Here is a 26,452-nt window from a genome sequence, read left to right as displayed (position 1 = left end):
GGATTTGCCATGAGACTGACCTCGTTTACCGACTACACCCTGCGTTCGCTGATGGTGCTCGGCATGAACCGCGACAAGCTGGTGACCATCCAGGACATCGCGGATTTGCACGGTATCTCGAAGAACCACCTGACCAAAGTGATCCACCAGCTGGGCGCCAGCGGCCTGGTGGAAACCGTGCGAGGCCGTAACGGTGGCCTGCGTTTGAACCGAGAGCCGGATGAAATCAATATCGGCGACGTGGTGCGCGACAGCGAGTCCGACTTCTTTATCGCCGAATGTTTTGGCGAAGAAGAGGGCAGCTGCGCCTATCTGCGTAACTGCGCGCTGAAGAAAAAACTGGGCGCGGCCACTGAAGCTTTCCTCGACGTCCTCGATGGCGTGACGCTGGCCGACATCCTGCCGCAGCCGCAACAAGCCGAAAAACCAATCCAGCTGCACCTGAAAAAGCCGCGCTGATTGTAAAGATGCAAATTCAACGCATGTTTATTGACAGCGTTGCGGATAAATATGTATTATGGATGCATATTTACACGCAAAGGAGTACCAAACATGCTGTCCACCGAACACCGCGCCATCGTTACTGCCACCGTCCCCATTCTTGAGCAGGGCGGCGAAGCGCTGACCCGCCACTTCTACCAGAACCTGTTCCGCGACTACCCGGAAGTCCGTCCCTATTTCAACCAGGCGCACCAGCACAGCGGCGACCAGCAGCGCGCCCTGGCAAACGGCATCCTGATGTACGCGAAAAACATCGAGCGCCTGGAGGCACTGGGTCCGCTGGTCAACACCATCGTTGCCAAACACGTAGCATTGCAAATCCAGCCGGGGGACTACGACAAGGTCGGCGCCGCCTTGCTGCAGGCGATCCGCGAAGTGCTGGGCGCGGAGATTGCAACCGACGCGGTGATTGAAGCCTGGGGCGCAGCTTACGGCCAGCTGGCCAAGATCCTGATCGGCATCGAAGGCAAGGCTTATGACGACAAGGCCGCCGCACCGGGCGGCTGGAGAGGCGCACGCCAGTTCATCATCGCCGAGCGCCGCCAGGAAAGCGCGGAAATCACCAGCTTCGTGTTCCGTCCTGCGGACGGCGGGCAGGTATTGGACTTTGAACCGGGCCAGTACATCGGCATCCGTTTCGTGATCGATGGCGTGGAGCAGCGCCGCAATTATTCGCTGTCCGCAGCACCGAACGGCAAGACCTACCGCATCAGCGTGAAGCGGGAAGAGGGTGGCCTGGTGTCCAACCACCTGCACGGCAGCGTGAAAGAAGGCGACACGGTAGACCTGTTCCCGCCGTCGGGCGCCTTTACCCTGGCCGACAGCAGCAAACCTGTCGTGCTGATCTCCGGCGGCGTCGGCATCACGCCGACCCTGGCCATGCTGGACAGCGCCCTGAAGACTGGCCGCGAAATCCGCTTTATCCACGCAGCCCGCAACGGCGGTGTGCACGCCTTCCGCGACCACATCGACCAGCTGGCCGCCGCCAACCCGCAGCTGACCCGCCACTACATCTACGCGGAAGCCAGCGATGCACATCCAACGCCGGATGCGGTGGGCTTCCTGGACACCAGGCAGCTGGGCGCATGGCTGCCTGAATCGCGCGACGTGGACGCTTATTTCCTGGGACCAGTGCCATTCATGAAGGTAGTTAAGAATTCGCTGCGCGAGCTTGGCGTTCCTGAAGCACAGACGTATTATGAGTTCTTCGGCCCAGCCAAAGCCTTGAGCTAACCCCAAGGCCGCGCGGGCCCTCAACAGGAGGGAGCATGCACGCGCGGCTGAGACAATTTGTCAACGCAATGACCGCCCTGGTCGACACCGGGGCGGACGAAGCACGCATCATCCGCGAGGGCGGTGCGCTGCTGCGTGCACTGGTTGAGCAGGACAGCTGGCTGTCCGCCGACTGCGCCCAGCCCGATCCCCAGTATTACCGCCAATACCTTCTCTATCTCGATCCCGCCAAACGTTTTTCGGTGCTTAGCTTCGTCTGGGGGCCGGGCCAGAGCACGCCCGTGCACAACCACACGGTATGGGGCCTGATCGGCATGCTGCGCGGGGCGGAACTGGCGCAATCGTGGCGCCAGGGTGCGGAAGGGCGGCTGGAGCGCGTCGGTCCGCCGCAGCGCCTTGATGCAGGCATGATCACGGCGGTGTCGCCCACGCTGGGCGATATTCATCAAGTGGAAAATGCCTATGACGACCGGGTATCGATCGGCATCCACGTGTATGGCGCGGACATCGGCATGGTGGACCGCGAAGTATTTACGCCGGACGGCGAAGCCAGGCCATTCCGTTCCGGCTATGCGAACGCCTAGGGCGGATCATCGATCCGCCGTCAGACCAGCAGCGCGGCGCTCATCGACACCGCATCATCGGCCGCTTCGGCCAGCATCTGCTTCAGCTTATCCTGATCGATAAACAGATCGAGCACCGACTCTTCGTGCGGCGCCGTATCGCGCTCAGGATTGGCCAGCGGCGAAGCGACCGGCGCGAAATGATTCGCCAGCAGCAGGGTATCCAGCAGGGTTTCCGGCGGAATCTGGATGAAACCGCCGCGCAGGCCTTCAATGGCGGTGGCCACCGGCTCCGGGATGCCCAGCTTGTGCATTACCTCGCGGGTGATGATTTCCTCGCTGGCAGGCTGCCAGTTTTCCGGATCGGGTTCCAGCAGGCCCGGGAATTCATCGGCCCGCGACAGCAGATAGAAGCCGCCCACCTCGTGCACGATGGCCGCAAACAGGGCGGTATCCACGTTCACGCCCGTCACGTCGCGCGCAATGAGGCGCGACAGGCAGGCCACGTGGATGGTGTGCTCCCACAGCTGCTCCGCCTTGGCGCGCAGTTCAGGATCGACAATCTTGGAGCCGAAAGCACGCACCACCATGGCTGCCGCCAGCGCGAACAGATTGTGGTAGCCCACGCGCATGATCGCGGAGCGCACATTGGTCACGGTAGGGCCATCGGTGCGGTTGAACATGGCGGAATTGGACAGCGCCACGGTGCGCGCAGCCAGCTGAGGCTCGGCCAGCACCAGCTTGATCGCATCCTCCATTGGGCATTCCGGGTCGTCCAGCGCAAGCTGAACCCGCAGGGCGGCATTGACACTGGTAGGGAATACGAGGTCTCCCCGGATCGCCAGCGCGGCGATGTGGCCGAAGGCTTCAAGTTTGTTCATAGGGGAAAATTATACGGTCTGGCAGCGGGGATGCCAAATGGAGCGCGGCCGCGCCCCGGGCAGGGGTGCGGCCGCGTTGGAAAACTGTAGCGATTAAGCGCCGGCCAGTTGCGGCTGGCGTACACCGCGCATTTCGCCGGTGTAACGTGCAACGGACAAGTCGTCCACGCGGATGGCGGGGCGCTTGGCGGACATGATATCGGCCAGCATTTGCGCGGAACCGCAGCTCATGGTCCAGCCCAGGGTGCCGTGGCCGGTGTTCAGGAACAAGTTGCGCACGGCGGTGCGGCCCACGACCGGGGTGCTGTCCGGCGTCTTGGCGCGCAGGCCGGTCCAGAAAGTTGCCTTTGCGGTATCACCGGCGCCAGGGAACAGGTCGTTCACCACCAGCTCCAGGGTTTCGCGGCGGCGCGGATTCAGGTCATGGTTGTAGCCCGCCAGCTCAGCCATACCGCCGACGCGGATACGGTCGTCAAAGCGGGTCACGGCGATTTTGTAGGTTTCATCCAGGATGGTCGATTCCGGCGCACGCTGCTTGTCGGTGATCGGCACGGTGATCGAATAGCCCTTCATCGGGTACACCGGGATGTCCACGATGCCTTTCAGGAAAGGCGTGGAGTAGGAGCCCAGGGCAACCACGAAGGAGTCGCCTTCCACCAGCTCGGAACCGCACATCACGCCGCGCACTTCGCCGCCGGCCATGGCCAGGCTGCTGATGTTCACGTTGTAGCGGAATTTCACGCCCAGCGCTTCAGCCATGGCGTGCAGGCGGGTGGTGAACAGCTGGCAATCGCCGGTTTCATCGTTCGGCAGGCGCAGGCCGCCGGCCAGCTTGTGCTGGGACGCAGCCAGGCCCGGTTCCGCTTCCAGCAGCTCGCCGCCGGTCAGCAGTTCGTAAGGAACGCCGGTTTCCTTCAGCACTTCGATGTCCGCGGCCGCGTGGTCCAGCTGCTGCTGGGTGCGGAACAGCTGGATGGTGCCTTGCTGGCGGCCTTCGTATTCGATGCCGGTCGAGGCGCGCAGGGCCTTGAAGCAGTCGCGCGAGTATTCGGCCAGGCGCACCATGCGCTCTTTGTTGACCGCGTAGGATTCGGCATTGCAGTTGCGCAGCATGGCCCACATCCACTTCAGCTGGAACATGGTGCCGTCCGGCTTGATCGACAGGGGAGCGTGGCGCTGCAGCATCCACTTCATGGCCTTCAGCGGGATGCCTGGAGCCGCCCATGGGGTGGCGTAGCCTGGGGAAATTTGGCCGGCGTTGGCGAAGGAGGTTTCCTGGGCAGGTGCGGACTGGCGGTCCAGTACGGTCACATCGTGGCCAGCCTGGGCCAGATAATAGGCGGTGGTAACACCGATAACGCCACTACCGAGAACGACTACGCGCATGGACTTGCCTCCAGATTATTTGCTGCGGATTATTTTGCTATGATACGGACGTTATGCCAGTGTTTGTTACTGTATATTTCGTGGAATTCAGTAAAAAATCATGAGAACGCAAAAAGAATCGGTCCGGGGGCTGGACAAGATTGACAGGAAAATACTGCGCATCCTGCAGGATGATGGGCGCATCTCGATGAAGGATCTGAGCGAGCAGGTGGGCTTGTCGATCACCCCGGCCATCGAGCGGGTCAAGCGCATGGAGCGGGATGGGGTAATCACGGGCTACCACGCCCGGCTGAATCCCTCGGCGCTGGGGGCCTCGCTGCTGGTGTTCGTGGAGATCACGCTGAACCAGAAATCCGCCAGCCACTTCGAACAATTCCGCCGTGAAGTCCTGCGCATTCCCGAGGTGCAGGAGTGCCACTTGGTGTCCGGCGACTTCGACTACCTGATCAAAGCCCGCATCCACGAAATGGCCGAATACCGTAAACTCCTCGGCGACATGCTATTGAACCTGCCCGGCGCGGCGCAGTCCAAGAGCTATGTCGTGATGGAGGAGATCAAGGAAACCCTGATCCTCTCGACCGAAGCCGCGCAATAGTGCGTGCGCCCTGATCGCCGGCTTCGCAAAATAACGTTCCGTGCGCGCTGCGTGCTGCTGGGTTGGATTAGAATAATGACAGCATCGGCATCGCGAACGGGGGTATTGTGCAAAGCAATTACGGAACCGCCAGCTTTACGCCATCGGCTGCCCGGGCGGGCGTGCCGGAATTAGCCATTTCCATCCGCTCACTCGACGAGCACCTTTCCTCCGATCAAAGCTTCACTTCTGCGCTGGCCCGCGCGGTGGGCGCGATTGCCGCCGCGGACGGCAATATGACCCTGGCGCAGTTCGCGGCGGTGACCGATATCGCCGGCGAGGGTAAGGCGTCCGCCGTGTTCACTGCGGTGCTGCTGAACGCCATCGAATCCGGCGTCACGCTGGACTGGGCGTTGAACGCGCTGTCGCGTGCCAGCGAGAGCACCGAGCTGGCCGTGCGCAGGTCCGCCTTCGTGCTGATGAAACCTTTGCTGGCGCTGCAAGGCACGAAGTCCTGTCCAATGGCGCAGCGCGTGGCAAAGGCCCTCGACGTCAAGCTCAGTCCCGAACTGTTGTACGGCCTGCCGCCCGAACAGGAACGCCGTCTGCTGCGTGCCATTGGCTCTCAGGCGCGCGCCCTGGTCAAAGGCCGCGGCCTGGTGGACGCCGTGGCCGACTTCGGCCGCAACACCGGCCAGACGGAGCTGCTTGACCACGCCCGCGGCTACAACGGCGGCCTGATGGGCGAGGACGAGCTGGTCGCCGCCGTGCAGCGCGCCGTGGCCGCCATCAGCCAGGGCATTACCACCTATGAAGAACACGCCGGCGCCATGCTCAGTTGCGCCGCCTCCGCGGACAGCCTGCAAGCCACGGCCGAACAGCTGCGTCAGCAAGTGCAGCAGCGCCTGGCCCTGGTCGATGCGCGCATCGCCTACGAGCGCCGCACCCTCACGCAAGACATCGAGGACGCCGTCCACGATGCCGGCGACACCATCGAACTGGCGATCTCCGAGCGGCTCGATACCGACAAATGGAAAGATGAGGAAGTCTGGAACAGCATCAGCCGCGAGCAATTCGGCACAGTGATGGAGAAGCGCCTGGACCGCGTGGTGCGCCGCAAGGAGGAAGCGCTGGACCTGCTGAATCACGACCTCGCGCTATTCCAGTCCGACATCCGCATGACCCCATCCAGCGCCTTTGTGCGCCAGCACCATGTCGCGCTGGCGCGCCTGATGCCGCGCATGCGCATCGGCACGCGCGTCGCCAACACGGTCGATTCGGCGGCCAACATCACCCTGATGAGCAGCGCCGTGGCTGCTGCGGGCACCGGCACCATGGCCTATCTGTTCGGCGTGGCGGTCGTGGTGCCTGCCGTGGCGCCGGCTGCGCCCTTTGTCGGCGGCGCCGTGCTGCTGGCCGGGGCAGTGAAATGGTTCTCGGACGTGGGCAAGCGCAAGCGCTCGGAAATCCGAGACAAGCGCCGCGCTTTTGAAGAAGAACTGGGCAAGCGCCTGAAGGAAGCGGAACTGACCATCGGCCGCCAGCTGGACCGCATTTCCTCCAGCTTCCACGAATCGGCGCGCCAGCTGCTGACGCCTCTGCTGCTGGAAGCCGAAGCCGCCGGCCGCGTGCAGAATATGCGCAAGCGCATCGCCGACAAAGTCATCAGCCAGGCCCGTGGCCACATCGCGCAACTGCAGGCGGCGCTGGGCGCCGCCATCTGAATCAAGGACGTAGGGCGGATCATCGATCCGCCGTGACTAGCGCACCAGATTGTGCTTGATAATACCGTCCGCCGCGACGGCCGCCTGATCCAGCGGCTGGTTCAGCGTTTTGGTGGAATACACCGGCGCAGCAGGCGAGGGCGCACCCAGCACCGGGCCGCTGGTATCGCGGATATCCACTTTCACGGTGGTCGACAAGCCGATACGCAGCGGATGCGCCGCCAGCTCCTTCGGATCGAGCGCAATCCGCACCGGCACGCGCTGCACCACCTTGATCCAGTTGCCGGTCGCGTTCTGCGCCGGCAGCAGCGAGAAGGCGCTGCCCGTGCCGGCCGACAAGCCCAGCACCTTGCCGTGGTATTCCACCTTGCTGCCATACATATCGGCTTCGATCAGCGCAGACTGGCCGACGCGGATGTCGCGCAGTTCGGACTCCTTGAAGTTCGCGTCCACCCACAGCTGGTCCAGCGGCACAATGGAGAGCAGGGCATTGCCCGGCGCCACGCGCGCGCCGACCTGCACGCTGCGCTTGGCCACGTAGCCCGTCACCGGCGCCAGGATGGTATTGCGGCGCGCTGCCAGCCAGGCCGCCATGTAATCGGCGCGGGCTTGCTGCACCGCGGGGTGGCCGGATACATCCACACCCGCCACGCCGGCATGCGCGGCGTCGGCCTGCTTCTGCGCCACGAGAATCGCTGCCTGCGCATTGTCCACCGCCTGCCTGGCGTGCGCTACGTCTTCACCGGACACCGTGTGATCGGCCGCCAGCGGTGCACGGCGTGCCAGGTCGTCCTGGGCGATCTTCAGTTGCAGCTTGCGCTGGGCGACAGCGGCATCGTACTGCGCCGCATCGGCGTAGCGCTGGCGCTCCTGGCGCACCACGGCGCCCAGTTTCGCTTCCGCCTGGCGCAGCGCGACGTCGGCGTCGGCTGCATCCAGCTTCACGATCGGTGCGCCGGCTTGCACCAGCTGCGTTTCATCTGCGCGGATTTCTTCCACATTGCCCGCTACCTGCGAGGACAGCGTCACCAGATTGCCGCCCACGTAGGCGTTATCGGTTTCCTGCTCCTTGGACAGCACCGTCGCGTAATAGATCGCGTAAGCCGCGCCTGCGACGAGGAAGGCTACCGTGATCGCAGCCATGACGGTTTTGCGTTTGCCGTTGCTGGTATTGCTCGTGTTGGTCGTCGTGTTCATGAGTCTTATTTCGTAATCATAGGAGGGGCATCGCCGCGATAGCCGCCACCGAGGGAATGGATCAGGGATACTTCCGCCAGCAACTGAGCGTGCTGCAGGCGCAACTCGGTTTCCTGCTGGCGCAGCACGGACTGGCGCGCGGCCAGCACGGTGCTGTTGTCCGCCAGGCCGTGCGCAACGCGCGTTTCGGCGCTTTGCAGCAGGGCTTGGGCGTCGGCGCTGGCTTTCCGCTGCTGCGCGAGCTGGGCTTCCACGCCTTGCAGATTGAGGGTGTCCTGGGCCACTTCCTGCACCGCTTTCACCACCGCCTCGTTGTACTGCGCCACCAGGATATTGCGCTCGCTGCGCGCGCCGGCCAGCTGGGCGGACAGTCGCTTGCTGTCGAACAGCGGCAGCGACAGCGTCGGGCCGAGGAAGAAGGTGCGGCTCGGCGCCTGCAACAGATGCGACAGCGATACCGAATTCAGGCCGACGGCCCCGGTCAGGTTAATGTCCGGATAGAAGGCTGCCTGCGCCGCATCGACGCGGCCCAGCGATGCTTCCACCAGCCAGCGCTGCGCCTGCAGGTCCGGTCGGCGCGCCAGCAGTTCCATGCCGAGGCGGGCCGGTAGTGCCGCTGGTGCCGGCTGCACCGGCACGGGCTTGATGTCCGCCACCAGCGCGTCGGTGCCACCGGCCTCGCCGCCACCCGCGCCCAGCAGGGCTCGTAATACTTCGCGCTCGACGGCGTTATCGGCATCGAGCTGCGCAAGTTCTTTTTCGAGCAGGCTGGTTTGCAGCGAGGCGCTGCGCTGCTCATCGGCCGTGGCCAGGCCGCGTGCGACCCGCTTGGCCTTGTCCTGCAGCATGGCCTGCTGTTCCGCCAGCTGCGCAAGCAAATTGGCGCGGCGTGCGAAGCCGGACTGCAAGGTAAAGTAATGCTCGGCGATGGCAGCCGCCAGTGCCTGTTCCGCGCCCGCGTAGGACGCGTGGCGCGCATTCAGTTCGCCTGCAGCGGCGGCGATTTCCGCCTTGTCTCGGCCCCACCAGTCGAAGTGGTAGCGCGCTTCCATGCGCAGCGTCTCTTCGGTGAACCAGGCGCCGCCGATGGGCGCCGGAAACAGGCCGGTGGCCGAATAGCGCTGGCGGTTGGCGCTCGCGTTCAGCGAAGTGTCGAAGCCCAGCTCCGCGCTGCTGCGCGCAAAGGCGGCCTGCGCGGCGCCGATATGCGCGGCGGCCGTATCGAGCGTCGGCGAGGACGCGAGCGCGCTGTCGATCAGGCGTTCGAGCTGCGCATCATGGTAGGCCTTCCACCATTGGGCTTCCGGCCATCCTTCGCGGGCCAGATGGATGGAGGAGGGCAGTTCGGCTTTGGCGACATCGCGCTGCGGCAGGCGGTCGCGCTCGGCGGGGATGCTCGCGCAGCCCGCCAGTGCAAGGCCCAGCGCCAAGGCCAGCGTGGTTAGTTTCAACATCATCTTCCTTTCTTAATCCATGGCCGCATGGGCCGCGTCCGCCGGTGCCTGCTTGGCTGCGGGGCGCATCAGTATCAGCAGCGGAATGACGGCCAGCGTCAGCAACGTCATGAGCCAGAAGTCGTTCACGTAGGCGACCATCGAAGCCTGCCGCGTGAGTTCGTTGTTCAGCAGATTGGCTGCGTCGGTAGTGGCCACGTTATCCAGCAGCGCCGGGTTGGCGATATTGATTTTCTCGGCCAGCGAAGCGTGCATGGTTTGCGTATTTCGCACCAGCAGGGTCTGCACCAGCGCGATGCCGATACTGGAGCCGATATTGCGAATCAGGCTATAGATCGCCGTGCCTTCGGCGCGCATCTCCGGCGCCAGCGTCGCGAAGGTCGCGGCGCTCAGTGGCACGAACACCAGGCCAAGGCCGAGGCCCTGGATCACGCCCGGCCACACGATGTCGGAGCGCGACAGCACCAGCGTGTAATGGCTCATCTGCCACAGCGAGAAGGCCGTGATGGCAAAGCCGGTGCCCAGCAGCAGGCGCACGTCGAATTTGCCGACCAGGCGGCCCACCACCAGCATCGCGATCATGGTGCCCAGTCCACTCGGCGCGGTCACCAGGCCCGCCACCGCAGCCGGATAACCCATCAGGCCCTGCAGCATGGTCGGCGTCAGCGCACGAGTGGCGAACAGCACCAGGCCCACGATGAAGATGAACATCAGGCCACTTACGTAGTTCGCATTCTTCAGCAGGCGGTAATCCAGGAAGGACTTGCCGGGCGCCGTGGTCAGTGTGTGGCCGACGAAGTAGGCGAAGCTCAGTGCCAGCAGGATCGCTTCCACCCAGGTTTCGGTGGAGCCGAACCAGTCGTTCTGTTCACCGCGGTCCAGCAGCATCTGCAGCGCGCCGATGGCGAGACTGAGCGTGATGAAGCCGAAGGCGTCGAAGCGCATTTTGCGCGGCGCCGGAGTGGCCTTGATGTAGCGCCAGATGCCGTAGAAGGCCAGCGCGCCGACCGGCACGTTGATGAAGAACACCCAGCGCCAGTTATAGCTATCTGTCAGCCAGCCGCCCAGGGTAGGTCCGAGAATCGGCCCGATCATCACGCCCATGCCCCATACCGCCATGGCGGAGCCGTGCTTCTCGCGAGGGTTAATGTCGAGCAGAGTCGCTTGCGACAGCGGCACCAGGGCTGCCCCGAAGACACCTTGCAGCAGGCGGGCCACCACGATCTGGCCCAGCGACATCGACAGCCCGCACAGCACCGACGCAATCGTGAAGCCCGCCACCGACATCAGGAAGATGCGCTTCTGTCCGAAGCGGTCGCACAGCCAGCCGGTCAGCGGCGTGGCAATGACCGCGGCCACGATGAAGGACGTCAGCACCCAGGTGATCTGGTCCTGCGAGGCCGACAGGCTGCCCTGCATATGCGGCAGCGCCACGTTGGCGATAGTGCCATCCAGCGCCTGAATAATCGTCGCCAGCATGATCGACACCGTGATCATGCCCTTGTGTTGTACTTCGCTCATGCGCAGCCGTCCGTCTGGTTCAGGCGTGCATTCAGCGATTCCAGCAGCACGGTCACGCGTTCCAGTTCGGCGCGGTCCACATCGCACAGCAGCTCACGGCGGACGGGATCGGCCGCAGCTTTCACGCGCTGGTAGATGGCGCGGCCTTCATCGGTCAGGTGCACCAGCTTGACGCGGCGGTCCTTTTCGGACGGCTGGCGCGCCATATAGCCGGCTTTCACCATGCGGTCGATCATGGAAACCATGGTCGGGTCTTCCACGCCGAGGCGGGAGGCCAGTTCGGTCTGGGACAGGGGCTCGGCCTTGGCCAGGGTGGCAATGGCCATCCAGCTGGCCTGGCTCAGGCCCAGGTCTTTCAGGCGGCGGTCGATTTCCTGCCGCCAGGCGCGTGCCGTGTTGTGCAGGGCGTACGAGAAGCGTTCTTCGAGATCCATGAGATAGCAAATGGTTAGATGTCTAACCATTAGTATAGCAATGTTTTAGGAATCGTGTTGCCAGCTACCAACTCTGTGCGTTGGCGCACATACCATTTGCCTGTTGCCTAGTTACAATGTAATCGGTTCATCCACCTGCAACTCTTATAATGACGCTATGAAAACGAAGATCCTCGCCGCCGCCGCTTTGCTGGCACTCTCCACCTCCGCCTTCGCCACTGACGTGGGTGTTTCCGTCACCGTCGGCCAGCCGGGTTTCTACGGCCGGATCGACTTGGGCAATATGGCCCCGCCACCGGTGGTGTACACCCAGCCGGTCATCGTGCAGCGTCCGGTGCGCTATATCGCTGAACCGATTTACCTGCGTGTGCCGCCTGGCCACCAGAAGCACTGGTCCAAGCACTGCGCCGCTTATAACGCCTGCGGCCGTAATGTGTATTTCGTGCGTGAAGACTGGTACGTGAACGACTACTCGCCGCGCTACCGCCATGAGCATGAGCGCGAGTACGAGCGCCGCGAATACCGCGACCATGACCGCGATGACCACGACCACGATCGCGATCATGACCGCGGTCACGGCAAAGGCCACGGCAAGGGCCACGGCAAGCACGACGACTAAACTGCGGCGCAGGCCGCCGCCAACCATCCGGGAGAACCGTTTGCAAAGCAAATTCGTGATCGTAGGAGGAGGGGCGGGCGGCCTGGAGCTGGCCTGCAAACTGGGACGCAAGCTGGGTCCCGATCAGGTGATGCTGGTCGACAGCCGCCTGTACCACATCTGGAAGCCCTCGCTGCATGAAGTGGCGGCGGGCACCCTGGACATCCACCAGGAAGGCTTGTCCTACCAGATGCTGGCCCACGACAATGGCTTCACCTATGTCTACGGCGGCCTGACCTCGCTGGACAAGGCGGCCAACACCATTCACGTCGGCGCCATCACCACCCAGGCCGGCGAAACCGTGCTGCCTGAGCGCAGCATCCAGTTTGAATCGCTGGTGCTGGCCATTGGCAGTACCTCCAATTACTTCGGCGTGCCGGGCGCGCAGGAGTACACCATTTCCCTTAACGGCACCGAAGACGCCGAACGCTTCCGCCTGACGCTTTTGAAGCTGCTGACCAAGGCTGCGCTGGAGAAGGGCGGTCAAGGTACGCAAGGCGTGGACGTGGTCATCATCGGCGGGGGCGCCACCGGCGTGGAGCTGGCGGCCGAGCTGCGCGAAGCGAGCGGCGTGTATGCCGCTTATGGCTTCGGCCACCTGGAACCGATGAAGGATGTCCGCATCACCCTGCTGGAAGGCGCGCCGCGCATCCTGGCGCCGCTGCCCGAGCGCGTTTCCTCGGCGGCGCTCAAGCTGCTGGATGAACGCGGTATCAAGGTCGTAACGGATTGCCGCGTGACGGCGATTGCGCCGGATAAGGTCAGCGTGGGTGAGCAAAGCTATCCCGCCGATATCACGGTGTGGGCCGCCGGCATCAAGGCGCCTGACTTGCTGAAATCACTCGGCCTGCCGACCGCCAAGAGCGGCGCGCTTGAAGTGACGGGCGAATTGCAGGTCAGGGAACACCCGAACATTTACGCACTGGGCGATTGCGCCTATTGCATCGGCGCCGACGGCAAGCCGGTGCCGCCCCGTGCACAGGCCGCGCACCAGCAGGCCGATTATCTGCTGGATGCTTTCCTGCGCCAGGCGAAAGGCCGGGCGCCAAGCGGCAAGCCTTATGAATACAGGGACTATGGCTCGCTGGTGTCCTTCGGCCAGTCCACCTCAGTGGGCAGCTTGATGGGCTCTCTGCGCGGCTTTAACTGGTTCGTGGAAGGCTTTTTTGCGCGGCTGATGTATGTCAGCCTGCACCTGATGCATCACAAGGCCGTGCTGGGCACGATACGCACCGGCGTGCTGGCATTGGCGCGTTTCCTCATCAAGCGCACCACGCCGCTGGTCAAACTGCATTAGCGGCGCATGCATGGCGGATCGATGATCCGCCCTACGCCGCATCGTGCGGCCGCACCACGTTACGTCGGGCGGGACATTGAGCCGCCGTTACGGCTTTGGCAGCACCAGGGTCATGACGGTGCCGTGCGGTGCGTTGGCCGACATGGCCAGGGTACCGCCCAGCCAGGCGGCGCGTTCGCGCACATTGCGCAGGCCGTGTCTGGCGTAGCAGTCGTAGCCGCCTTCCGGCAGGCCGGCGCCATCGTCTTTCACGGTCAGCATGATGGATTCGTCGTTGTCGTCCACCACCACCTCCACCTGGCTCGCCTTGGCGTGGCGCGCTACATTGCGCAAGGCTTCTTCCAGCGCCGCCAGCACCACCATGGCGTGGCCGCGCGGGCAGACCGGTTCCTCGTCCGGCAGGCTGCACTGCGCGGCCAGCTGCTCTGCCTCGCCGAATTCCTTGACCACTTCGCTGAGGGCCGCACGGATGCCGAGGAATTCCAGCTTGTCGTTCCACAGCTTGTGCTGCATGGCGCGGTTGGTTTCGATGATGGTGTGCAGCAGCTTCTTCATCTGCGCGGCGCGGTCCTGCAGGGCAGGGTCGGGCGGCAGTTTGGAGGTGAGCAGGCCGAGATGCATGGTCAGCGCCGTCAGCGAAGAGCCAAGGCTATCGTGCATCTGGCGCGACAGGGTGCGCCGTTGTTCGTCCCAGTTGGCCTGCACGTAGGCCAGCAGCTCTTCCAGTTCAGCGGCGCGTAGCATTGGAGATTGTGGATCGGTTCCCGAAACAGACATAGTTTTGGAGCGTGTTTTTTATTGCTCCGATCATACATGAGGTTCGGGTGAAATGCCGCACATACATGCAAGCGGACGCAGGGCAAGCTGAAGCTTTATCACCCTGACAATGAGGAGTAAAGCCATGGACGCCATCGCACTGCTGAAGCAGGATCACGCCAATGTGAAAGCCATGTTCAAGGAATATGAGGGATTGGGCGACCGCGCCTTTGCCAGCAAGAAGAAGCTGGCCGACAAGATCTGCCTGGAGCTGACCAAGCATGCGACTGCCGAGGAGGAGATCCTTTATCCCGCCGTGCGTGAAGCCTCCAAGGAAGCGGAAGACCAGGTGGATGAAGCCACCGTGGAGCATGCTTCCGCCAAGGCCCTGATCTCCCAGCTAAGCCAGATGGACCCGCACGATGAACTGTACGACGCCAAGGTCAAGGTGCTGGGCGAGTACATCAACCACCACGTGAAGGAAGAAGAGGGCGAGATGTTCCCGATGGCGAAGAAAGCGGGCCTCGATTTACAGGCGATGGGTGAGCAGATCGCTGCGCGCAAGGATGAAATCGACTACGTGATGCCGGAGCCGGCCGCCATGCAGCGCGGCGGCGCCGGCCGCCGTCCTACTGCTTGACGCAGGCGGGCGCGCTGGCCGTGCAGTCGCCGATGGCCTGCAGCAGATGCTCGACGTCCACCGGCTTCACCAGATGCAGGTCGAAGCCGGCATCCATCACGCGGCGCTGGTCTTCGGCCAGACCGTAGCCTGTCAGGGCGATCAGTTTGATGTGGTGGGTGTCCGGGTTGGCCCGCATGCGGCGCGCCACTTCGTAGCCGTCGATGCCGGGCAGGCCGATATCGACCAGGGCGATATCGGGATGCTCATTGCTGGCGGTCTGCAAGCCCTGCAAGCCGTCGGCCGCATGATGCACCTCGTAGCCATAGCAGTTGAGCATCATGGCCATCATTTCGCGGCCATCGTCGTTATCTTCGATCAGCAGCACGCTGGGCTTGGCTTGTTCGCTGTGTTCCATTTTCGGTACCTTGGGTTCGGTCCTGTGTTCCGTTCGCGGCAGGCGCAGCGTGAAGGTACTGCCTTCGCCGGGGCCTGCGCTTTCAGCATAGACGCTTCCGCCATGCAGTTCCACCAGGCGGCGCACCAGTGCGAGGCCTATCCCCAAGCCTCCCTGCGCGCGGTCCAGCGTGCTGGTGCCCTGTACGAACACATCGAATACATGGGGCAGCAGTTCGGGCGCGATACCCACGCCGTTGTCGTGCACCGCGATCACAACGTCATCCTCGTCCACCTCGGTTTCGACGGTGATGCGGCCACCGGGCGGCGTGTATTTCAATGCGTTGTCGAGCACATTATTGAAGATCTGTTCCAGCCGCGTGGTATCGCCGTTGACCCAGCCGCCAGGCTCGGCGTGCAGGGCGACCTGGTATTCCGCCGTGCGTCCCGTGGTGCGGTAAGTCTCCAGGCAAGTGGAGAGCAGGGTCGCGGTATCCAGCGGCACACGGTTCAGCAGGATCTTGCCGGACATGGCGCGGCTCAGATCGAGCAGGTCGTCCACGATGCGGCCCAGGTGATGGCTCTGGCGCTGAATGATCTGCTTGGCGCGCGCCACTGCTTCGGTCGATGCACCGGCCAGTCCGATCAACGAGGCGGCGCTACTGATAGCGCTAAGCGGATTGCGCAATTCATGGCCCAGCATGGCGAGAAACTCATCCTTCGCATGGCTCTGGCGCTCGGCCAATTTGCGTTCTTCAATCTCGCGCATCAGGCGCTGGTTGCTGGCGATCAGGTCGGTGGTGCGCTGGCTGAGCTGGCGGGTTTGCTTGCGCAGCTCTTCGCTCTTGTTGGCCAGTGCGACAAAGACCGAGATCTTTGCGTACAATACTTGCGGTATCACAGGCGTGAACAAAAAGTCGACGGCGCCTTTCTGGTAAGCCTTCAGGCGATCCAGTTCATCGGCCACGAATGCCGTGATGAAGATGATGGGGATGTCGGCCGAGCGCGGACGCTGGTGAATCGCTTCCGCCGTCTCAAAGCCGTCCATGCCCGGCATATTCACGTCGAGCAGGATGACCGCGAAATCGTGCGTGAGCACTTCGCGCAGGGCTTCCTCGCCGGAGCGCGCAGAGATGACTTCGTAACGGTCCTGCGCCGCCCACTGCGTCAGCAGGCTGGTCAGCGCAAACAGGCTGTTGGCATCGTCGTTGACGACAAGTATCTTAGGCTTGTCCACTTTCAGTTTGTTCCGCTGGTTATTGTTCTATCGCGCAAGAAGTTCTTCAGGACAAAGGCCCAATCGATCATAGCGCCGCCCCCGGACGCTGTCAAAAAGGCCGCGCGCAACCGTACGCGGCCTAGTGTTCGCCAACGAACAGTCAGCGCCGGACTCCGCATGCCATAGTGAAATCCTGTTCATTGGGAGCCGATCATGAATATCGATACCGTCGTAGATAAATCATATGTGGGCAAATGCTTCAAACACCTGGCCGATGCGCCCGTCAGCGCCCTGCGCGGCGTGAGCGAGAAAGACGCCGCGGCATTGCAGAAGGCCTTCGGTGTGTCGACCATCCGCGACCTGGCCAACCTGAACTTCGTGCGCTGGGCGCAGGCCATCTGCACTCTGGCAGACGAAGAGCAAATGGCGCCGGAAGAGCAGGCCAAGGAAACCTTGCTGGACGAAGCGGTCGAAATGACCTTCCCGGCCAGCGATCCGATCTCGGTCGATGCGGGCGTCACGCGCATTGAAGTGGCGCCGGAAAAAGTGGACGCGCAAGCCGACCACCAGCACGCCGGCAAGGTCGAGGAATCGACCGAGGCAGGCAAGGAGGCCGAAGCCGCCGCGCACTGACGCCGCATCAGGCAGCTGTCGCCTGCACGGCGGGCGATGGCGAAGGCGCAGGGGCCGCCGCGGCGGCTTTTTCCGCCAGCGTGCGCGCGGCACAGAAGCGGTTCTTGCCGGCGCGCTTGGCTTCGTACAAGGCGTTGTCGGCCACGTGCATCAGATTGTCCACGGTGTCTGCATCATCCGGGTACAGACCGATGCCGATCGAAGTCGACAGCTGCAAAGTCAGGCCGTTGATGCGGTAAGGCTCCGCCACCACTTCGATCAGTTTGGACGCCGGCTCCTGCGCGTCCGCCAGTTCTCCCACATCACCCAGCACGATCACGAATTCATCGCCGCCCACGCGGGCGACGGTGTCGTCCTTGCGCGAAGAGCCGACCAGGCGCTGCGCCACCTGCTTCAGAATCTCGTCGCCGTACGCATGGCCGTGGGTATCGTTGATGGCCTTGAAGCCGTCCAGGTCGAGGTACATCACGGCCGCCTTGCGCTGGTGGCGCGCGGCGTGCTGCAAGGTGGTGGCGATGCGGTCTTCCAGCAGACGGCGGTTGGGCAGGCCGGTGAGCGGATCGTGCAGGGCCAGCTCCTGCTGCTTTTTGCTGTACTGGGCGAGTTCCTTGTACAGCAGGCGCACCTCCAGCATATTGTGGATGCGCTTGTGTACTTCCAGCAGGTCGAAAGGCTTGCTGATGAAATCGCGCGCGCCCGCTTCCAGGGCGGCGATCTTGAAGCTGGGCTGGGCCGTCAGGGCCAGCACGGGGAGGTAGCCGTCCTGTTCGATTTCCTTCAGGCCCTTCATGACCTGGAAACCGTTCAGCTCAGGCATCTGCAAGTCCAGCAAGATCAGGTCATAGGTATGCTGGCGGTGCAGGGGACATACCTGCTCCGGCAGCATGGTGGCCGTGACATTGGTGTAACCGGCATCGCGCAGAATTTCCAGCATCAAATCGATGTTGTCCGCGCAATCGTCCACGACCAGGATCTTGGCGTTCAGGATCTCGTCTGGGCTTGGCATATTGTTTCTCGTAAGGCGAATTCTCAGTGTAACGTGGCCAGGTTTGCCATGGCGCACGTGTCACAAACCAGTGTAGCAAAGCCACGCCAAGTTTCTTGTAGGACATTGCCTTGTGTTGCGGTAGGAGCGGCCAGGAAATTATATCCAAGGCAATATTCCGTTGCTTTTTCATGACTGACCGACACTTGCTACGCGCGCCACAGTGGCTATCAGTTCAGAAGGTTCGACCGGTTTAGGGACATGATCGAGGAAGCCCGCCTCCAGCGCGCGCAGGCGGTCTTCCGAGCGGGCAAAGGCGGTGAGGGCAATGGCGGGGACCGTGCCGCCGCGCCTGGCGCCCAGTGCACGCACCCTGGATAGCAGCTGGAAACCATCCGTCACTGGCATGCCGATATCGCTGACCAGCAGATCGATCTGGCCCTGGCGCGCAATGTCGACCGCTTCTTCGGCCGTGGCGGCGGTCAGCACGTGCGCATTGCAATCGGTGAGGATGCGCTGCACCAGCTCGCGGGCATCGGCTTCATCGTCCACCACCAGCACACGCAAGCCTTTCAGATCGCGCAGCCCCAATTCCGGTAGCGATCCGGAGTTGCTGCGCAGGGGCGCATTGGGCGGACGGCTGCGCACCATGCCGGTCGCCAGGGGCAGGCGCACGGTAAAGCTGGAACCCAGGGCTTCACCTTCGCTATGGGCGTACACCGTGCCGCCATGCTGTTCGACCAGGTGTTTGACGATGGACAGGCCCAGCCCCAGCCCGCCATGGCGGCGCGTGGTGGAGGCATCGGCCTGGCGGAAGCGCTCGAACACGTGGGCCAGGAATTCGGGGCGGATACCGATGCCGGTGTCGGCGATCGTGATGCCGACATGGCCGTCCTCTTCGCGGATCTGGACCTGCACCGTGCCACCCTTGGGCGTGAATTTCAGCGCATTCGACAGCAGATTCCACACCACTTGCTGCAGGCGGCTGGCATCGCCCGCGACGTGGCCAGCAGGCTGGTAGTCGCGCTCGATGCGTATGCCTTTCGCATCGGCCGCCGGACGCACCGTCTCGATGGCCGCGTCGACCACCGTGGACGGCGCCAGCTGCTTCATGTCCAGCAGCACCTTGCCGGAAGTGATGCGGCTCATGTCCAGCAAGTCCTCGATGAGCTGGGCCTGCGAGCGCGCATTGCGTTCGATGGTTTCCAGCCCGCGGTTCATATCGTCGCCACCGCGGCTGCCGCGCCGCAGGACCTGTGCCCAGCCGAGGATGGCCGTCAGCGGGGTGCGCAGTTCGTGCGACAGGGTCGACAGGAATTCATCCTTCATCTGGCTGGTGCGCTCGGCTTCGGCGCGTGCGCGGCGTTCGCTGTCCAGCAGTACCTTGCGTTCTTCGGCAGCCTGCTGCGCCGCTTCGTACATCAGGGCATTGTCGATCGCAACCGCCGCTTGCGCCGCAATGCCGGCCACGATGCGTTCCGTGCGTTCGCTGAACATGCCCGCTTCGGGATGGCCGAAGAACAGTGTGCCGATCACTTCGCCGGCGCGCGACAGCACCGGCACCGCGAGATAGCTGCGCACCGGCGGATGGCCTTGCAGGTCGTCGCTGCGCACGATGTCGGTGCCGCGCAGCGAAGGCATGTCGGCGAAATGTTCCGGCGGCGTGCCGGACAGGGTGTACAGCGACTGGCCGCCGCCCTTGTACTGGAATGTGCCGAAGCGTGCGCCGCTAATACGGGTGGCGGCATCTGTCACTTCCTGCAGCAGCGGCTTGAGGTCGCGCTGGCGGGCGATGGCGTTACCGGTATTGTTGAGCAATTCCAGAATATTGGATTCATCGCGCAGCGCTTCCTGCACCCGCTTGACCTGGTCCACGTCGGTGCTGGTGCCGAACCAGCGCACCAGATGGCCGCTGGCATCGCGCACGGGATTGGCGCGTGTCAGGAACCAGCGGAACTGGCCATCCGCGCCGCGAATCGGGAATTCCATTTCGAAGGGCAGGCCGCTGCGCACCGAGGTCGCCCAGTGCGCCATCATGGCGGGCAGGCAGTCCGGATCGTACACATGCTGCCAGCCGTCGCCCAGCACCTGATAGGGACTGGTGCCGGTGTAGTCATACCAGCGCTCGTTGTACCACACCATGGCGCCGTCGAAATTGGCGATCCAGGCCAGCTGGGGAATGGTATTGGCCAGCGCGCGCAATTCCTCTTCGCTATTGCGCAGGGTGTCTTCGGCGGCCTTGCGCGTGCTAATGTCCTGCACCATGCCCGTCATGCCTTGCAGTTCGCGCTCGTCGTTGTAATTACCGTGACCGACCACCGACACCCAATATCGCTCGCCATTGCGGCGCACCACGCGGCATTCGATATTGAAATCGCTGCGCTGGACATAGGCGTCGAGGAAGGCGCGCCGCACCGGCTCGAAATCTTCCGCCAGGATGCGTTCACGCAGCACCGGCCAGGTGATGGGGATTTCGGCCGGCAGCTCGAAGATCTCCGCCGCGCGGCGCCCCAGTTTGACGCGGTCGGTGCCCGCATCCCATTCCCAGTCACCCAGCTTGCCCGCAGCGAGCGCCACCTGCAGGCGGTTGGCGCTTTCGCGCAGGCTGCGCTCTTCGACCTTGCGCTGCTGGATATCCTGCAGATACACGGCCAGTCCCTCTGCGGACGGATAGGCGCGCACTTCCAGCCAGCGCTGGCGCGGCAGGTAGTACAGCTCGAAGGAGGCGGTTTGCTGCTCTTCCATGGCACGGCGGAATTGCACCTCCAGCACGGTGCCGCGCAATTCGGGGAAGGCTTGCCATAGATTGGTGCCGGTCGGGTCTTCCAGCGAGCGGTTCAGCGGACGCAGGATTTCGTTGGCACGCGTATTCAGCCAGGTGACGTTCCATTCGCGACCGATGACGGCAAAGCCGTCGGTAATGCTTTCCAGCACGGTGCGCATGAGCTCATTGGAATGGCGTAAATCGTCCTGCGCTCCCAAAACGGAGCGCATCAAGTCATTCGGCGGAAGGGGGCCGGAACCGGGCATGGCAGCAGAACTCATGACTTCTCAGCGATCGTTGATACGGCCGGCACAGCCACGCCGCATCTTCATTGTAGCGCCCCGGCCGTTCCCGCCGATGCACGGTTGGTGGACGGCTCAGCCAGCCACGCCAGCCAGCGCCTGCTGCAGCTGTTCGATATCGTAGGGCTTCTGAATGGAAATAGCCGGGAAATCGAGCTGGCTGGTCAGGTTCTGGCTGTAGCCGGAGGCGAACACAATGCGCAAGCCGGGCTGCTCTTTCAGGGCCTGGCGCGCCAGATCGACGCCGGACATGCCGGGCAGGCTGACGTCCGAGAACAGCACATCGAAGCGATCCTGGCGCAGGGCGGTGAGGGCGTCCTCGCCGCGGGCCACGGCCTGCACCGTGTGGCCAAAAGTGCGCAGCATTTCACAGACCAGGTATTGGGCGTCCACATTGTCCTCGACCACCAGGATGTTCAGCGGCTCGATTTCCTGCGCGGCAGCCGGCGCGCTTGGCGGCGCCATCGTGCACAGGATGCCGCTGACGGCGCCGTGCTCGTCCCGCAGCGGCGTGTAAGCCAGATCGAAGCTGCGCTCGACCGGCGTGCCGTCGTGCCATAGCTTCAGTAGTTGCGCTGGAAAGTGCATGGCCTGGCCAGCCCAGGCGCGGGCGATCACGGACGGATTCCAGCTCCATGCGGCGGGCGGCATGGGCGGCACGCTGCCGCCAGGAACGCGGCTGGGGTCGATGCCCATCATGGTGGCGTACGCGGAATTGATGAATAACGCCTGGGCGGGACCCCACATGATGAGGGCGGGCAGGGGGAGGTCAAGCAGGATATCGACCGACAGGCGCAGGGCAGGCGGCCAGCGCTCCGGCGGCCCGGGCTCGCAGCGGGACCAGTCCCGCTTCACGGACGCTTGCTCGCTGCCATTGGCGATTCGCTCCATGCCTGTTATCCCACCCATCAAGATCAACGATGAGCAATCCTACACTATTGCCGGCTGTGGCAAACTCGGCGGCAAAAAAAAAGCCCGCTAAGCTAGCGGGCCGAGTTCTATTTTCTTGGAGGAGAATAGAGGAGACAGGTGTAATGATGCTGCGGCGCGGCAATTAAATCCAATTTTCATTCATGATGAGGGTCATTAGTTTCATGAATGAAGAAAACATGTCTTTACTATAAGAAATTTTCTTAAAAATTGCTCTGGACAAGCGCCGGAGTTCTACCTATAATTCTGCCTCCTTTGACAGCTCAGGCTGAGAAGGAAAGCAGGGCAAGGTTCTGTTTGGTAGGAAAAGCAAGTTTGCTGTTGAAAAAAACAAGCTTTCCAATGCGAAATGAACCCTGTATAATACTGCTTCTTAAGCGGCTGTAGCTCAGCTGGATAGAGTACTTGGCTACGAACCAAGGGGTCGTGGGTTCGATTCCTGCCAGCCGCACCAGAATTTAGTAGTATGCAGTAAATAACGGGGTCGCCCGTTATACAATGAAGTTTTTAGCGGCTGTAGCTCAGCTGGATAGAGTACTTGGCTACGAACCAAGGGGTCGTGGGTTCGATTCCTGCCAGCCGCACCAGAATTTGTAGTGTGTAGTAATAACGGGGTCGCCCGTTATACAAAGAAGTTTTGCGGCTGTAGCTCAGCTGGATAGAGTACTTGGCTACGAACCAAGGGGTCGTGGGTTCGATTCCTGCCAGCCGCACCAAATAAGAAGGGTTCAGATCGGAAGATCTGAACCCTTTTTTCTTTCCGCGTCCACAAATCAGCTCTGTGAGTTTTTCGCCGCCTGGCGGCCAGCGGTGGGCTGTCATTGCGTTATCTCAGGTAATATTGATGTATGACTATCATTACCTGCATAGAAGACCTGCGCGTGCTGGCCAAGAAGCGTGTGCCGCGCATGTTTTACGATTACGCCGATTCTGGTTCCTGGACTGAGTCCACTTACCGTGCCAACCAGACCGATTTCCAGAAAATCAAATTCCGCCAGCGTGTGGCGGTGGATCTGAATGACCGCCAGCTGCAGTCGAGTATGGCCGGACAGCAGGTGTCGATGCCGGTGGCAATCGCACCGACCGGCTTGACCGGCATGCAGCATGCCGACGGCGAGATCCTGGCAGCCAAGGCAGCCGAAAAATTCGGCATACCGTTTACGCTTTCTACGATGAGCATCTGCTCGATCGAAGATGTGGCGGCGAATACGAGCAAGCCTTTCTGGTTCCAGCTGTATGTGATGAAGGACCGCGAGTTCATCAATCGCCTGATCGACCGCGCCAAAGCCGCCAAGTGCTCGGCGCTGGTGCTGACGCTGGATTTGCAGGTGCTGGGCCAGCGCCACAAGGATTTGCGCAACGGCTTGTCGGCGCCGCCGAAGCTGACCATCCCGAATATGCTGAACATGGCGACCAAGCCACGCTGGTGCCTGGGCATGCTGGGCACCAGGCGCCGCCAGTTCGGCAATATCGTGGGGCACGCGACGTCGGTGTCGGACATGTCGTCCCTGTCGGCGTGGACCAGCCAGCAGTTCGATCTGAGCCTGTCGTGGAAAGATGTGGAGTGGATCAAGCAGCGCTGGGGCGGCAAGCTGATCATCAAGGGCATCATGGATGCGGAAGATGCGCGGCTGGCGGTCGACAGTGGCGCTGATGCGCTGATCGTCTCCAACCACGGCGGCCGCCAGCTCGATGGCGCGCAGTCCTCGATTGAAGCGCTGCCTGCCATTGCTGATGTCGTGGGCAAGCAGATCGAAGTGCATCTCGACGGCGGCATCCGCAGCGGCCAGGACGTGATCCGCGCGATTGCGCTCGGCGCACGCGGCGTGTATATCGGACGGCCTTTCCTCTACGGGCTCGGCGCCATGGGCGAGCAGGGCGTGACGCGCTGCCTCGAAATCATCCGCAACGAACTTGATTTGACCATGGCTTTTTGCGGCTTGCGCGATATCCAGAACGTCGACAAGTCGATTCTGCTCCCCGGCACTTATTGATCCGCCTCAAAAGGCATGCTCCCGCTGCGCGCGCAATCGCAGCTGGGCTTGCTTGACGGGGAGGGGATCATGGCGAATGATGGCGTGAATGAATACAGGATCGCTATGCTTGAGCAGCAAATGGCTGAAGTCCTCGTCAAATTGGACGAGATGCGCACCGAGTACGCTACCAAAGCAGAACTTGCAGCGCTGACCGTGCGCGTCGAAAGGCTGGAGCAGGAAGTCAAGGAAATGCGCATCGAGTACGCCGCTCGCTTCGCCGCAATCGAAAAACGGCTGGATACGATCGAAGCGACTTTGGCGACACTGGCGACGAAGGACGAGCTCAAGGCCGCAATCAGCCAGGCGCTCAACCGCGGCATGGCGGTAATGATCACCACACAGCTCGCGCTGAACAGCGGGCTGTATCTCCTGCTGCGGCACGCGAATTAGCCGCCGCCGATGCCTTCGATGATGCGGCCAGTGCCGCCGCAGTTAGGGCATTCTTTCCCATCGGGTGTTTTGCCGCTGCCGCTGCAGACGGGGCAGATGCCTTCGCCGCTGCCTGGTGTGCCGGGCGTCGCTTCATCGCCGGGGTTCAGTTCTGGGTCCATGCGCCATCCTCCCTAAAGGCCCAATGTAGCGCAGCACAAAAAAAGACGGCGTCCCGCAGGACGCCGTTGAGGGGCAAGCTACTTACCGGTAAACCGTTGCTTGTCGCAGCCGCGTAAGCGGCGGATCAATGATCCGCCCTACGTCAGTTGCGGGCCTGGGCGTCGCTGGCCGGGGCATCCCAGCCGCCGCCCAGGGAGCGGATCAGCGCGACCGTGGTTACCGCGCGATTGCCGCGCAGCTGCACTGCCGTGCGCTCAACCGCTGCCAGGTTGCGCTGCGCGTCGAGCAGGTCGAGATAGCTCGAACGGCCCGCTTCGTACAATTTCTTCGCCAGGTCAGCCGAACGGCGCGCCGACACCAGCGCGTCGTCGATCTGCGCGGTCTGGCCGCTCAGGATGCGCAGGCCGGCCAGGTTGTCTTCCACTTCCGAGAAGGCCACCAGCACCGACTGGCGATACGACGCGACCGACTCTTCCAGCGCGGCTTCGCTGCGGCGGATGTTGGCGCTGTTGCGGCCACCGTCGATGATCGGCGCGGAGAGCAGGGCGCCCAGCATCCACGAACGGCTGGTCAGCTTGAACACATCGCCGAAGGTGCCGGCCACGCCGCCACCGTTGCCGCTGATGGTCAGCGCCGGGAACATGGCGGCGCGGGCCACGCCGATACGGGCGTTGGACGCTTCCATGGTCTTTTGCGCAGCCGCGATATCGGGACGGCGCTCCAGCAGCGAAGAAGGCATGCCGGCCGGGATCGAAGGCAGCAGGGTCGAGTCCAGCAGCGGGCTCGGACCAGCCGAATACGCCGCGGCCGGCTTGCCCAGCAGGACCGCCAGTGCATGCTCGGTCGTCACACGCTGGCGCTGCAGGCCAATGGCATCAGCGCGCGTGGTGGACAGCTCGGTCTTGGCGCGGGTCAGATCGAACTCGCCGATATCGCCCAGGTCGAAGCGGCGCTGGTTGACCTTCACATTTTCTTCGCGCAGACGCACAGTCTCCTGCACCGTTTCCAGCTCGGCATCGGTTTCGCGCAGCTTGAAGTAAGTCTGCGCCACGTCAGCCTGCAGGGCCAGCAGCACGGAGCGGTAGCTCGCTTCCACGGTCGCCGCATCGTTGCGGGCTGCCGCAACGTTGGACGACACGCGGCCGAACAGGTCCACTTCATAGCTGGCGGTCAGGCGTGCCGAGTAGGCGGTCGACGGCGACACATTGGTGCCGGCCGGCAGACCCAGTTCGGTTGGCGATTGCTGGCCGCGCTGGGCGCCGACGCCGACGCCGATCTGCGGAATGCGGTCCGCTTCAGCGATGCCCGCGATGGCGCGGGCCTGCTTGACGCGGGCCGCAGCCACGGCCAGGTTGGCGTTGGCCTTGGTGGCTTCAGCGATCAGCTCATTCAGGGCCGGATCGTTGAATGCCAGCCACCACTCGCCGCGCGGCTGCTGCTCGGCAGGCTGCGCCTGCTTCCAGCGGCTTCCGTCCGCAGCCGTCACCACGCCCACAGGTGCGGTGGCCGACTGCGATTCCTTGAACGCAGCCGGGGTCTCAATCGCCGGCTGCTTGAAGGCTGGGGCGCCGCAGGCCGTCAGCAGCAATGCTGCCAGCAGCGGGGCCACGCCTTTTGCAATCATGTTTTTCATTAGTGGGTCCCTTCCAGTTGGGCGGTCGAATCGGCCGCCGGGGATTTCTTCTCAAGACGCACAGCCAGGGTACGCAGCAGCACGTAGAACACCGGGGTCAGGAACAGACCGAAGAAGGTCACGCCCAACATACCTGCGAACACGGCCACACCCATCGCATGACGCATTTCCGAACCTGCACTGACGCATTTCCGAACCTGCACC

At 63.0% G+C, this 26,452-nt stretch carries 25 protein-coding genes and 3 tRNA genes; 14 read left to right on the top strand and 14 right to left on the bottom strand.

From position 1 onward, the window contains the following. Window positions 1–9: 9 nt before the first annotated feature. The 3 genes from AB4Z19_RS28615 (at window position 10) to AB4Z19_RS28605 (ending at window position 2,318) form a co-directional block, all read left to right on the top strand. Window positions 10–459, top strand: coding sequence for an RrF2 family transcriptional regulator (locus AB4Z19_RS28615; protein WP_442027878.1), 450 nt, complete (start codon window positions 10–12; stop codon window positions 457–459). Window positions 460–552: 93 nt separating this feature from the next. Continuing rightward, the gene (gene hmpA / locus AB4Z19_RS28610; RefSeq protein ID WP_442036895.1) at window positions 553–1,734 is read left to right on the top strand and encodes an NO-inducible flavohemoprotein; all 1,182 of its coding nucleotides are present in this window, start codon (window positions 553–555) and stop codon (window positions 1,732–1,734) included. A gap of 35 nt (window positions 1,735–1,769) precedes the next feature. Next, a complete protein-coding gene (locus AB4Z19_RS28605; RefSeq protein ID WP_442027876.1) occupies window positions 1,770–2,318 on the top strand; it encodes a cysteine dioxygenase in 549 nt (182 codons plus the stop codon). A 20-nt stretch (window positions 2,319–2,338) separates the two neighbouring features. Here AB4Z19_RS28605 and AB4Z19_RS28600 read toward each other — a convergent pair whose 3' ends face one another. Continuing rightward, entirely contained in the window at window positions 2,339–3,178 is an 840-nt protein-coding gene (locus AB4Z19_RS28600) for an HDOD domain-containing protein (RefSeq protein WP_442027875.1), read from the bottom strand. Between the two features lie 93 nt (window positions 3,179–3,271). Beyond that, a complete protein-coding gene (locus AB4Z19_RS28595; protein ID WP_442027874.1) occupies window positions 3,272–4,564 on the bottom strand; it encodes a D-amino acid dehydrogenase in 1,293 nt (430 codons plus the stop codon). A 100-nt stretch (window positions 4,565–4,664) separates the two neighbouring features. Between AB4Z19_RS28595 and AB4Z19_RS28590 the strand changes: the two genes are divergently transcribed. Together AB4Z19_RS28590 and AB4Z19_RS28585 are read left to right on the top strand one after the other, a co-directional pair. Next, entirely contained in the window at window positions 4,665–5,159 is a 495-nt protein-coding gene (locus AB4Z19_RS28590; protein WP_442036893.1) for an Lrp/AsnC ligand binding domain-containing protein, read from the top strand. Between the two features lie 107 nt (window positions 5,160–5,266). Beyond that, on the top strand, window positions 5,267–6,862 hold the full coding sequence (locus tag AB4Z19_RS28585; RefSeq protein ID WP_442025401.1) for a hypothetical protein: 1,596 nt from the start codon (window positions 5,267–5,269) through the stop codon (window positions 6,860–6,862). A gap of 36 nt (window positions 6,863–6,898) precedes the next feature. On the opposite strand, the gene AB4Z19_RS28580 is transcribed toward AB4Z19_RS28585, so the two are convergent. The 4 genes from AB4Z19_RS28580 to AB4Z19_RS28565 are packed head-to-tail and all read right to left on the bottom strand — an operon-like array spanning window position 6,899 to window position 11,468. Next, the gene (locus tag AB4Z19_RS28580) at window positions 6,899–8,059 is read right to left on the bottom strand and encodes an HlyD family secretion protein (RefSeq protein ID WP_442036891.1); all 1,161 of its coding nucleotides are present in this window, start codon (window positions 8,057–8,059) and stop codon (window positions 6,899–6,901) included. Between the two features lie 5 nt (window positions 8,060–8,064). After that, window positions 8,065–9,516: an efflux transporter outer membrane subunit gene (locus AB4Z19_RS28575; RefSeq protein ID WP_442025399.1), complete on the bottom strand. Its 1,452-nt coding sequence runs from the start codon at window positions 9,514–9,516 to the stop codon at window positions 8,065–8,067. Between the two features lie 9 nt (window positions 9,517–9,525). Continuing rightward, the gene (locus AB4Z19_RS28570; protein WP_442036889.1) at window positions 9,526–11,034 is read right to left on the bottom strand and encodes a DHA2 family efflux MFS transporter permease subunit; all 1,509 of its coding nucleotides are present in this window, start codon (window positions 11,032–11,034) and stop codon (window positions 9,526–9,528) included. Beyond that, complete coding sequence (locus AB4Z19_RS28565; RefSeq protein ID WP_442025397.1) at window positions 11,031–11,468, bottom strand: MarR family winged helix-turn-helix transcriptional regulator; 438 nt, start codon at window positions 11,466–11,468, stop codon at window positions 11,031–11,033. Before AB4Z19_RS28565 ends, AB4Z19_RS28570 begins: the two co-directional genes overlap by 4 nt. A gap of 157 nt (window positions 11,469–11,625) precedes the next feature. On the opposite strand from AB4Z19_RS28565, the gene AB4Z19_RS28560 reads away from it, so the two are divergent. Beyond that, window positions 11,626–12,087, top strand: a complete 462-nt coding sequence (locus tag AB4Z19_RS28560) for a hypothetical protein (RefSeq protein ID WP_442036887.1) — start codon at window positions 11,626–11,628, stop codon at window positions 12,085–12,087. Between the two features lie 40 nt (window positions 12,088–12,127). Further along, window positions 12,128–13,423, top strand: a complete 1,296-nt coding sequence (locus AB4Z19_RS28555) for an NAD(P)/FAD-dependent oxidoreductase (protein WP_442036885.1) — start codon at window positions 12,128–12,130, stop codon at window positions 13,421–13,423. An 87-nt stretch (window positions 13,424–13,510) separates the two neighbouring features. Here the strand turns inward: AB4Z19_RS28555 and AB4Z19_RS28550 are convergent, their stop codons facing one another. Next, window positions 13,511–14,167, bottom strand: a complete 657-nt coding sequence (locus tag AB4Z19_RS28550) for a sensor histidine kinase (protein ID WP_442025394.1) — start codon at window positions 14,165–14,167, stop codon at window positions 13,511–13,513. A gap of 157 nt (window positions 14,168–14,324) precedes the next feature. On the opposite strand from AB4Z19_RS28550, the gene AB4Z19_RS28545 reads away from it, so the two are divergent. Next, on the top strand, window positions 14,325–14,819 hold the full coding sequence (locus AB4Z19_RS28545; RefSeq protein ID WP_442025393.1) for a hemerythrin domain-containing protein: 495 nt from the start codon (window positions 14,325–14,327) through the stop codon (window positions 14,817–14,819). On the opposite strand, the gene AB4Z19_RS28540 is transcribed toward AB4Z19_RS28545, so the two are convergent. Continuing rightward, window positions 14,809–16,431 (bottom strand): response regulator, encoded by a 1,623-nt coding sequence (locus tag AB4Z19_RS28540; RefSeq protein ID WP_442036883.1) that lies wholly within the window; start codon window positions 16,429–16,431, stop codon window positions 14,809–14,811. The two genes, AB4Z19_RS28545 and AB4Z19_RS28540, sit on opposite strands and share 11 nt — an antisense overlap. Before the next feature lie 195 nt (window positions 16,432–16,626). Here AB4Z19_RS28540 and AB4Z19_RS28535 point away from each other — a divergent pair, with 195 nt between their 5' ends. Further along, complete coding sequence (locus AB4Z19_RS28535; RefSeq protein ID WP_442028179.1) at window positions 16,627–17,046, top strand: hypothetical protein; 420 nt, start codon at window positions 16,627–16,629, stop codon at window positions 17,044–17,046. Window positions 17,047–17,053: 7 nt separating this feature from the next. Here AB4Z19_RS28535 and AB4Z19_RS28530 read toward each other — a convergent pair whose 3' ends face one another. The 3 genes from AB4Z19_RS28530 to AB4Z19_RS28520 form a co-directional block, all read right to left on the bottom strand. Beyond that, window positions 17,054–18,052, bottom strand: a complete 999-nt coding sequence (locus AB4Z19_RS28530) for a diguanylate cyclase domain-containing protein (protein ID WP_442028178.1) — start codon at window positions 18,050–18,052, stop codon at window positions 17,054–17,056. 168 nt (window positions 18,053–18,220) lie between these two features. Then, entirely contained in the window at window positions 18,221–21,076 is a 2,856-nt protein-coding gene (locus AB4Z19_RS28525) for an ATP-binding protein (RefSeq protein WP_442036881.1), read from the bottom strand. Window positions 21,077–21,172: 96 nt separating this feature from the next. After that, on the bottom strand, window positions 21,173–21,988 hold the full coding sequence (locus tag AB4Z19_RS28520) for a response regulator (protein WP_442036879.1): 816 nt from the start codon (window positions 21,986–21,988) through the stop codon (window positions 21,173–21,175). A gap of 416 nt (window positions 21,989–22,404) precedes the next feature. Here AB4Z19_RS28520 and AB4Z19_RS28515 point away from each other — a divergent pair. The 5 genes from AB4Z19_RS28515 (at window position 22,405) to AB4Z19_RS28495 (ending at window position 24,453) form a co-directional block, all read left to right on the top strand. Then, a tRNA-Arg gene (locus tag AB4Z19_RS28515) sits at window positions 22,405–22,481 on the top strand. Window positions 22,482–22,537: 56 nt separating this feature from the next. Further along, a tRNA-Arg gene (locus tag AB4Z19_RS28510) sits at window positions 22,538–22,614 on the top strand. Window positions 22,615–22,666: 52 nt separating this feature from the next. Then, window positions 22,667–22,743 (top strand) — tRNA-Arg (locus AB4Z19_RS28505). 132 nt (window positions 22,744–22,875) lie between these two features. After that, a complete protein-coding gene (locus tag AB4Z19_RS28500) occupies window positions 22,876–24,021 on the top strand; it encodes an alpha-hydroxy acid oxidase (RefSeq protein WP_442028383.1) in 1,146 nt (381 codons plus the stop codon). A 15-nt stretch (window positions 24,022–24,036) separates the two neighbouring features. Then, the gene (locus AB4Z19_RS28495; protein ID WP_442028381.1) at window positions 24,037–24,453 is read left to right on the top strand and encodes a hypothetical protein; all 417 of its coding nucleotides are present in this window, start codon (window positions 24,037–24,039) and stop codon (window positions 24,451–24,453) included. On the opposite strand, the gene AB4Z19_RS28490 is transcribed toward AB4Z19_RS28495, so the two are convergent. The 3 genes from AB4Z19_RS28490 to AB4Z19_RS28480 form a co-directional block, all read right to left on the bottom strand. After that, on the bottom strand, window positions 24,450–24,614 hold the full coding sequence (locus AB4Z19_RS28490; RefSeq protein ID WP_442028379.1) for a hypothetical protein: 165 nt from the start codon (window positions 24,612–24,614) through the stop codon (window positions 24,450–24,452). The two genes, AB4Z19_RS28495 and AB4Z19_RS28490, sit on opposite strands and share 4 nt — an antisense overlap. A gap of 143 nt (window positions 24,615–24,757) precedes the next feature. Next, a complete protein-coding gene (locus AB4Z19_RS28485) occupies window positions 24,758–26,248 on the bottom strand; it encodes an efflux transporter outer membrane subunit (RefSeq protein WP_442028377.1) in 1,491 nt (496 codons plus the stop codon). Further along, window positions 26,248–26,452, bottom strand: a 205-nt coding sequence (locus tag AB4Z19_RS28480; protein WP_442036877.1) for an efflux RND transporter permease subunit, incomplete at its 5' end; no start/stop codon positions are given. The genes AB4Z19_RS28480 and AB4Z19_RS28485, both read right to left, overlap by 1 nt.

The sequence above is a fragment of the Pseudoduganella sp. RAF19 genome, assembly GCF_052114165.1.
Taxonomy (GTDB): Bacteria; Pseudomonadota; Gammaproteobacteria; order Burkholderiales; family Burkholderiaceae_D; genus Rugamonas.
The sequence above is the reverse complement of the archived record's forward strand: the minus strand, read 5'-3'. Positions and strand labels throughout refer to the sequence as shown.

Coding starts and splice junctions, on each gene's coding strand:
- AB4Z19_RS28615 (WP_442027878.1), top strand. CDS start 10: ATGAGACTGACCTCGTTTACCGACTACACCCTGCGTTCGCTGATGGTG.
- hmpA (WP_442036895.1), top strand. CDS start 553: ATGCTGTCCACCGAACACCGCGCCATCGTTACTGCCACCGTCCCCATT.
- AB4Z19_RS28605 (WP_442027876.1), top strand. CDS start 1,770: ATGCACGCGCGGCTGAGACAATTTGTCAACGCAATGACCGCCCTGGTC.
- AB4Z19_RS28600 (WP_442027875.1), bottom strand. CDS start 3,178: ATGAACAAACTTGAAGCCTTCGGCCACATCGCCGCGCTGGCGATCCGG.
- AB4Z19_RS28595 (WP_442027874.1), bottom strand. CDS start 4,564: ATGCGCGTAGTCGTTCTCGGTAGTGGCGTTATCGGTGTTACCACCGCC.
- AB4Z19_RS28590 (WP_442036893.1), top strand. CDS start 4,665: ATGAGAACGCAAAAAGAATCGGTCCGGGGGCTGGACAAGATTGACAGG.
- AB4Z19_RS28580 (WP_442036891.1), bottom strand. CDS start 8,059: ATGAACACGACGACCAACACGAGCAATACCAGCAACGGCAAACGCAAA.
- AB4Z19_RS28575 (WP_442025399.1), bottom strand. CDS start 9,516: ATGATGTTGAAACTAACCACGCTGGCCTTGGCGCTGGGCCTTGCACTG.
- AB4Z19_RS28570 (WP_442036889.1), bottom strand. CDS start 11,034: ATGAGCGAAGTACAACACAAGGGCATGATCACGGTGTCGATCATGCTG.
- AB4Z19_RS28565 (WP_442025397.1), bottom strand. CDS start 11,468: ATGGATCTCGAAGAACGCTTCTCGTACGCCCTGCACAACACGGCACGC.
- AB4Z19_RS28560 (WP_442036887.1), top strand. CDS start 11,626: ATGAAAACGAAGATCCTCGCCGCCGCCGCTTTGCTGGCACTCTCCACC.
- AB4Z19_RS28550 (WP_442025394.1), bottom strand. CDS start 14,167: ATGCTACGCGCCGCTGAACTGGAAGAGCTGCTGGCCTACGTGCAGGCC.
- AB4Z19_RS28545 (WP_442025393.1), top strand. CDS start 14,325: ATGGACGCCATCGCACTGCTGAAGCAGGATCACGCCAATGTGAAAGCC.
- AB4Z19_RS28535 (WP_442028179.1), top strand. CDS start 16,627: ATGAATATCGATACCGTCGTAGATAAATCATATGTGGGCAAATGCTTC.
- AB4Z19_RS28530 (WP_442028178.1), bottom strand. CDS start 18,052: ATGCCAAGCCCAGACGAGATCCTGAACGCCAAGATCCTGGTCGTGGAC.
- AB4Z19_RS28525 (WP_442036881.1), bottom strand. CDS start 21,076: ATGAGTTCTGCTGCCATGCCCGGTTCCGGCCCCCTTCCGCCGAATGAC.
- AB4Z19_RS28520 (WP_442036879.1), bottom strand. CDS start 21,988: ATGGAGCGAATCGCCAATGGCAGCGAGCAAGCGTCCGTGAAGCGGGAC.
- AB4Z19_RS28500 (WP_442028383.1), top strand. CDS start 22,876: ATGACTATCATTACCTGCATAGAAGACCTGCGCGTGCTGGCCAAGAAG.
- AB4Z19_RS28495 (WP_442028381.1), top strand. CDS start 24,037: ATGCTCCCGCTGCGCGCGCAATCGCAGCTGGGCTTGCTTGACGGGGAG.
- AB4Z19_RS28490 (WP_442028379.1), bottom strand. CDS start 24,614: ATGGACCCAGAACTGAACCCCGGCGATGAAGCGACGCCCGGCACACCA.
- AB4Z19_RS28485 (WP_442028377.1), bottom strand. CDS start 26,248: ATGAAAAACATGATTGCAAAAGGCGTGGCCCCGCTGCTGGCAGCATTG.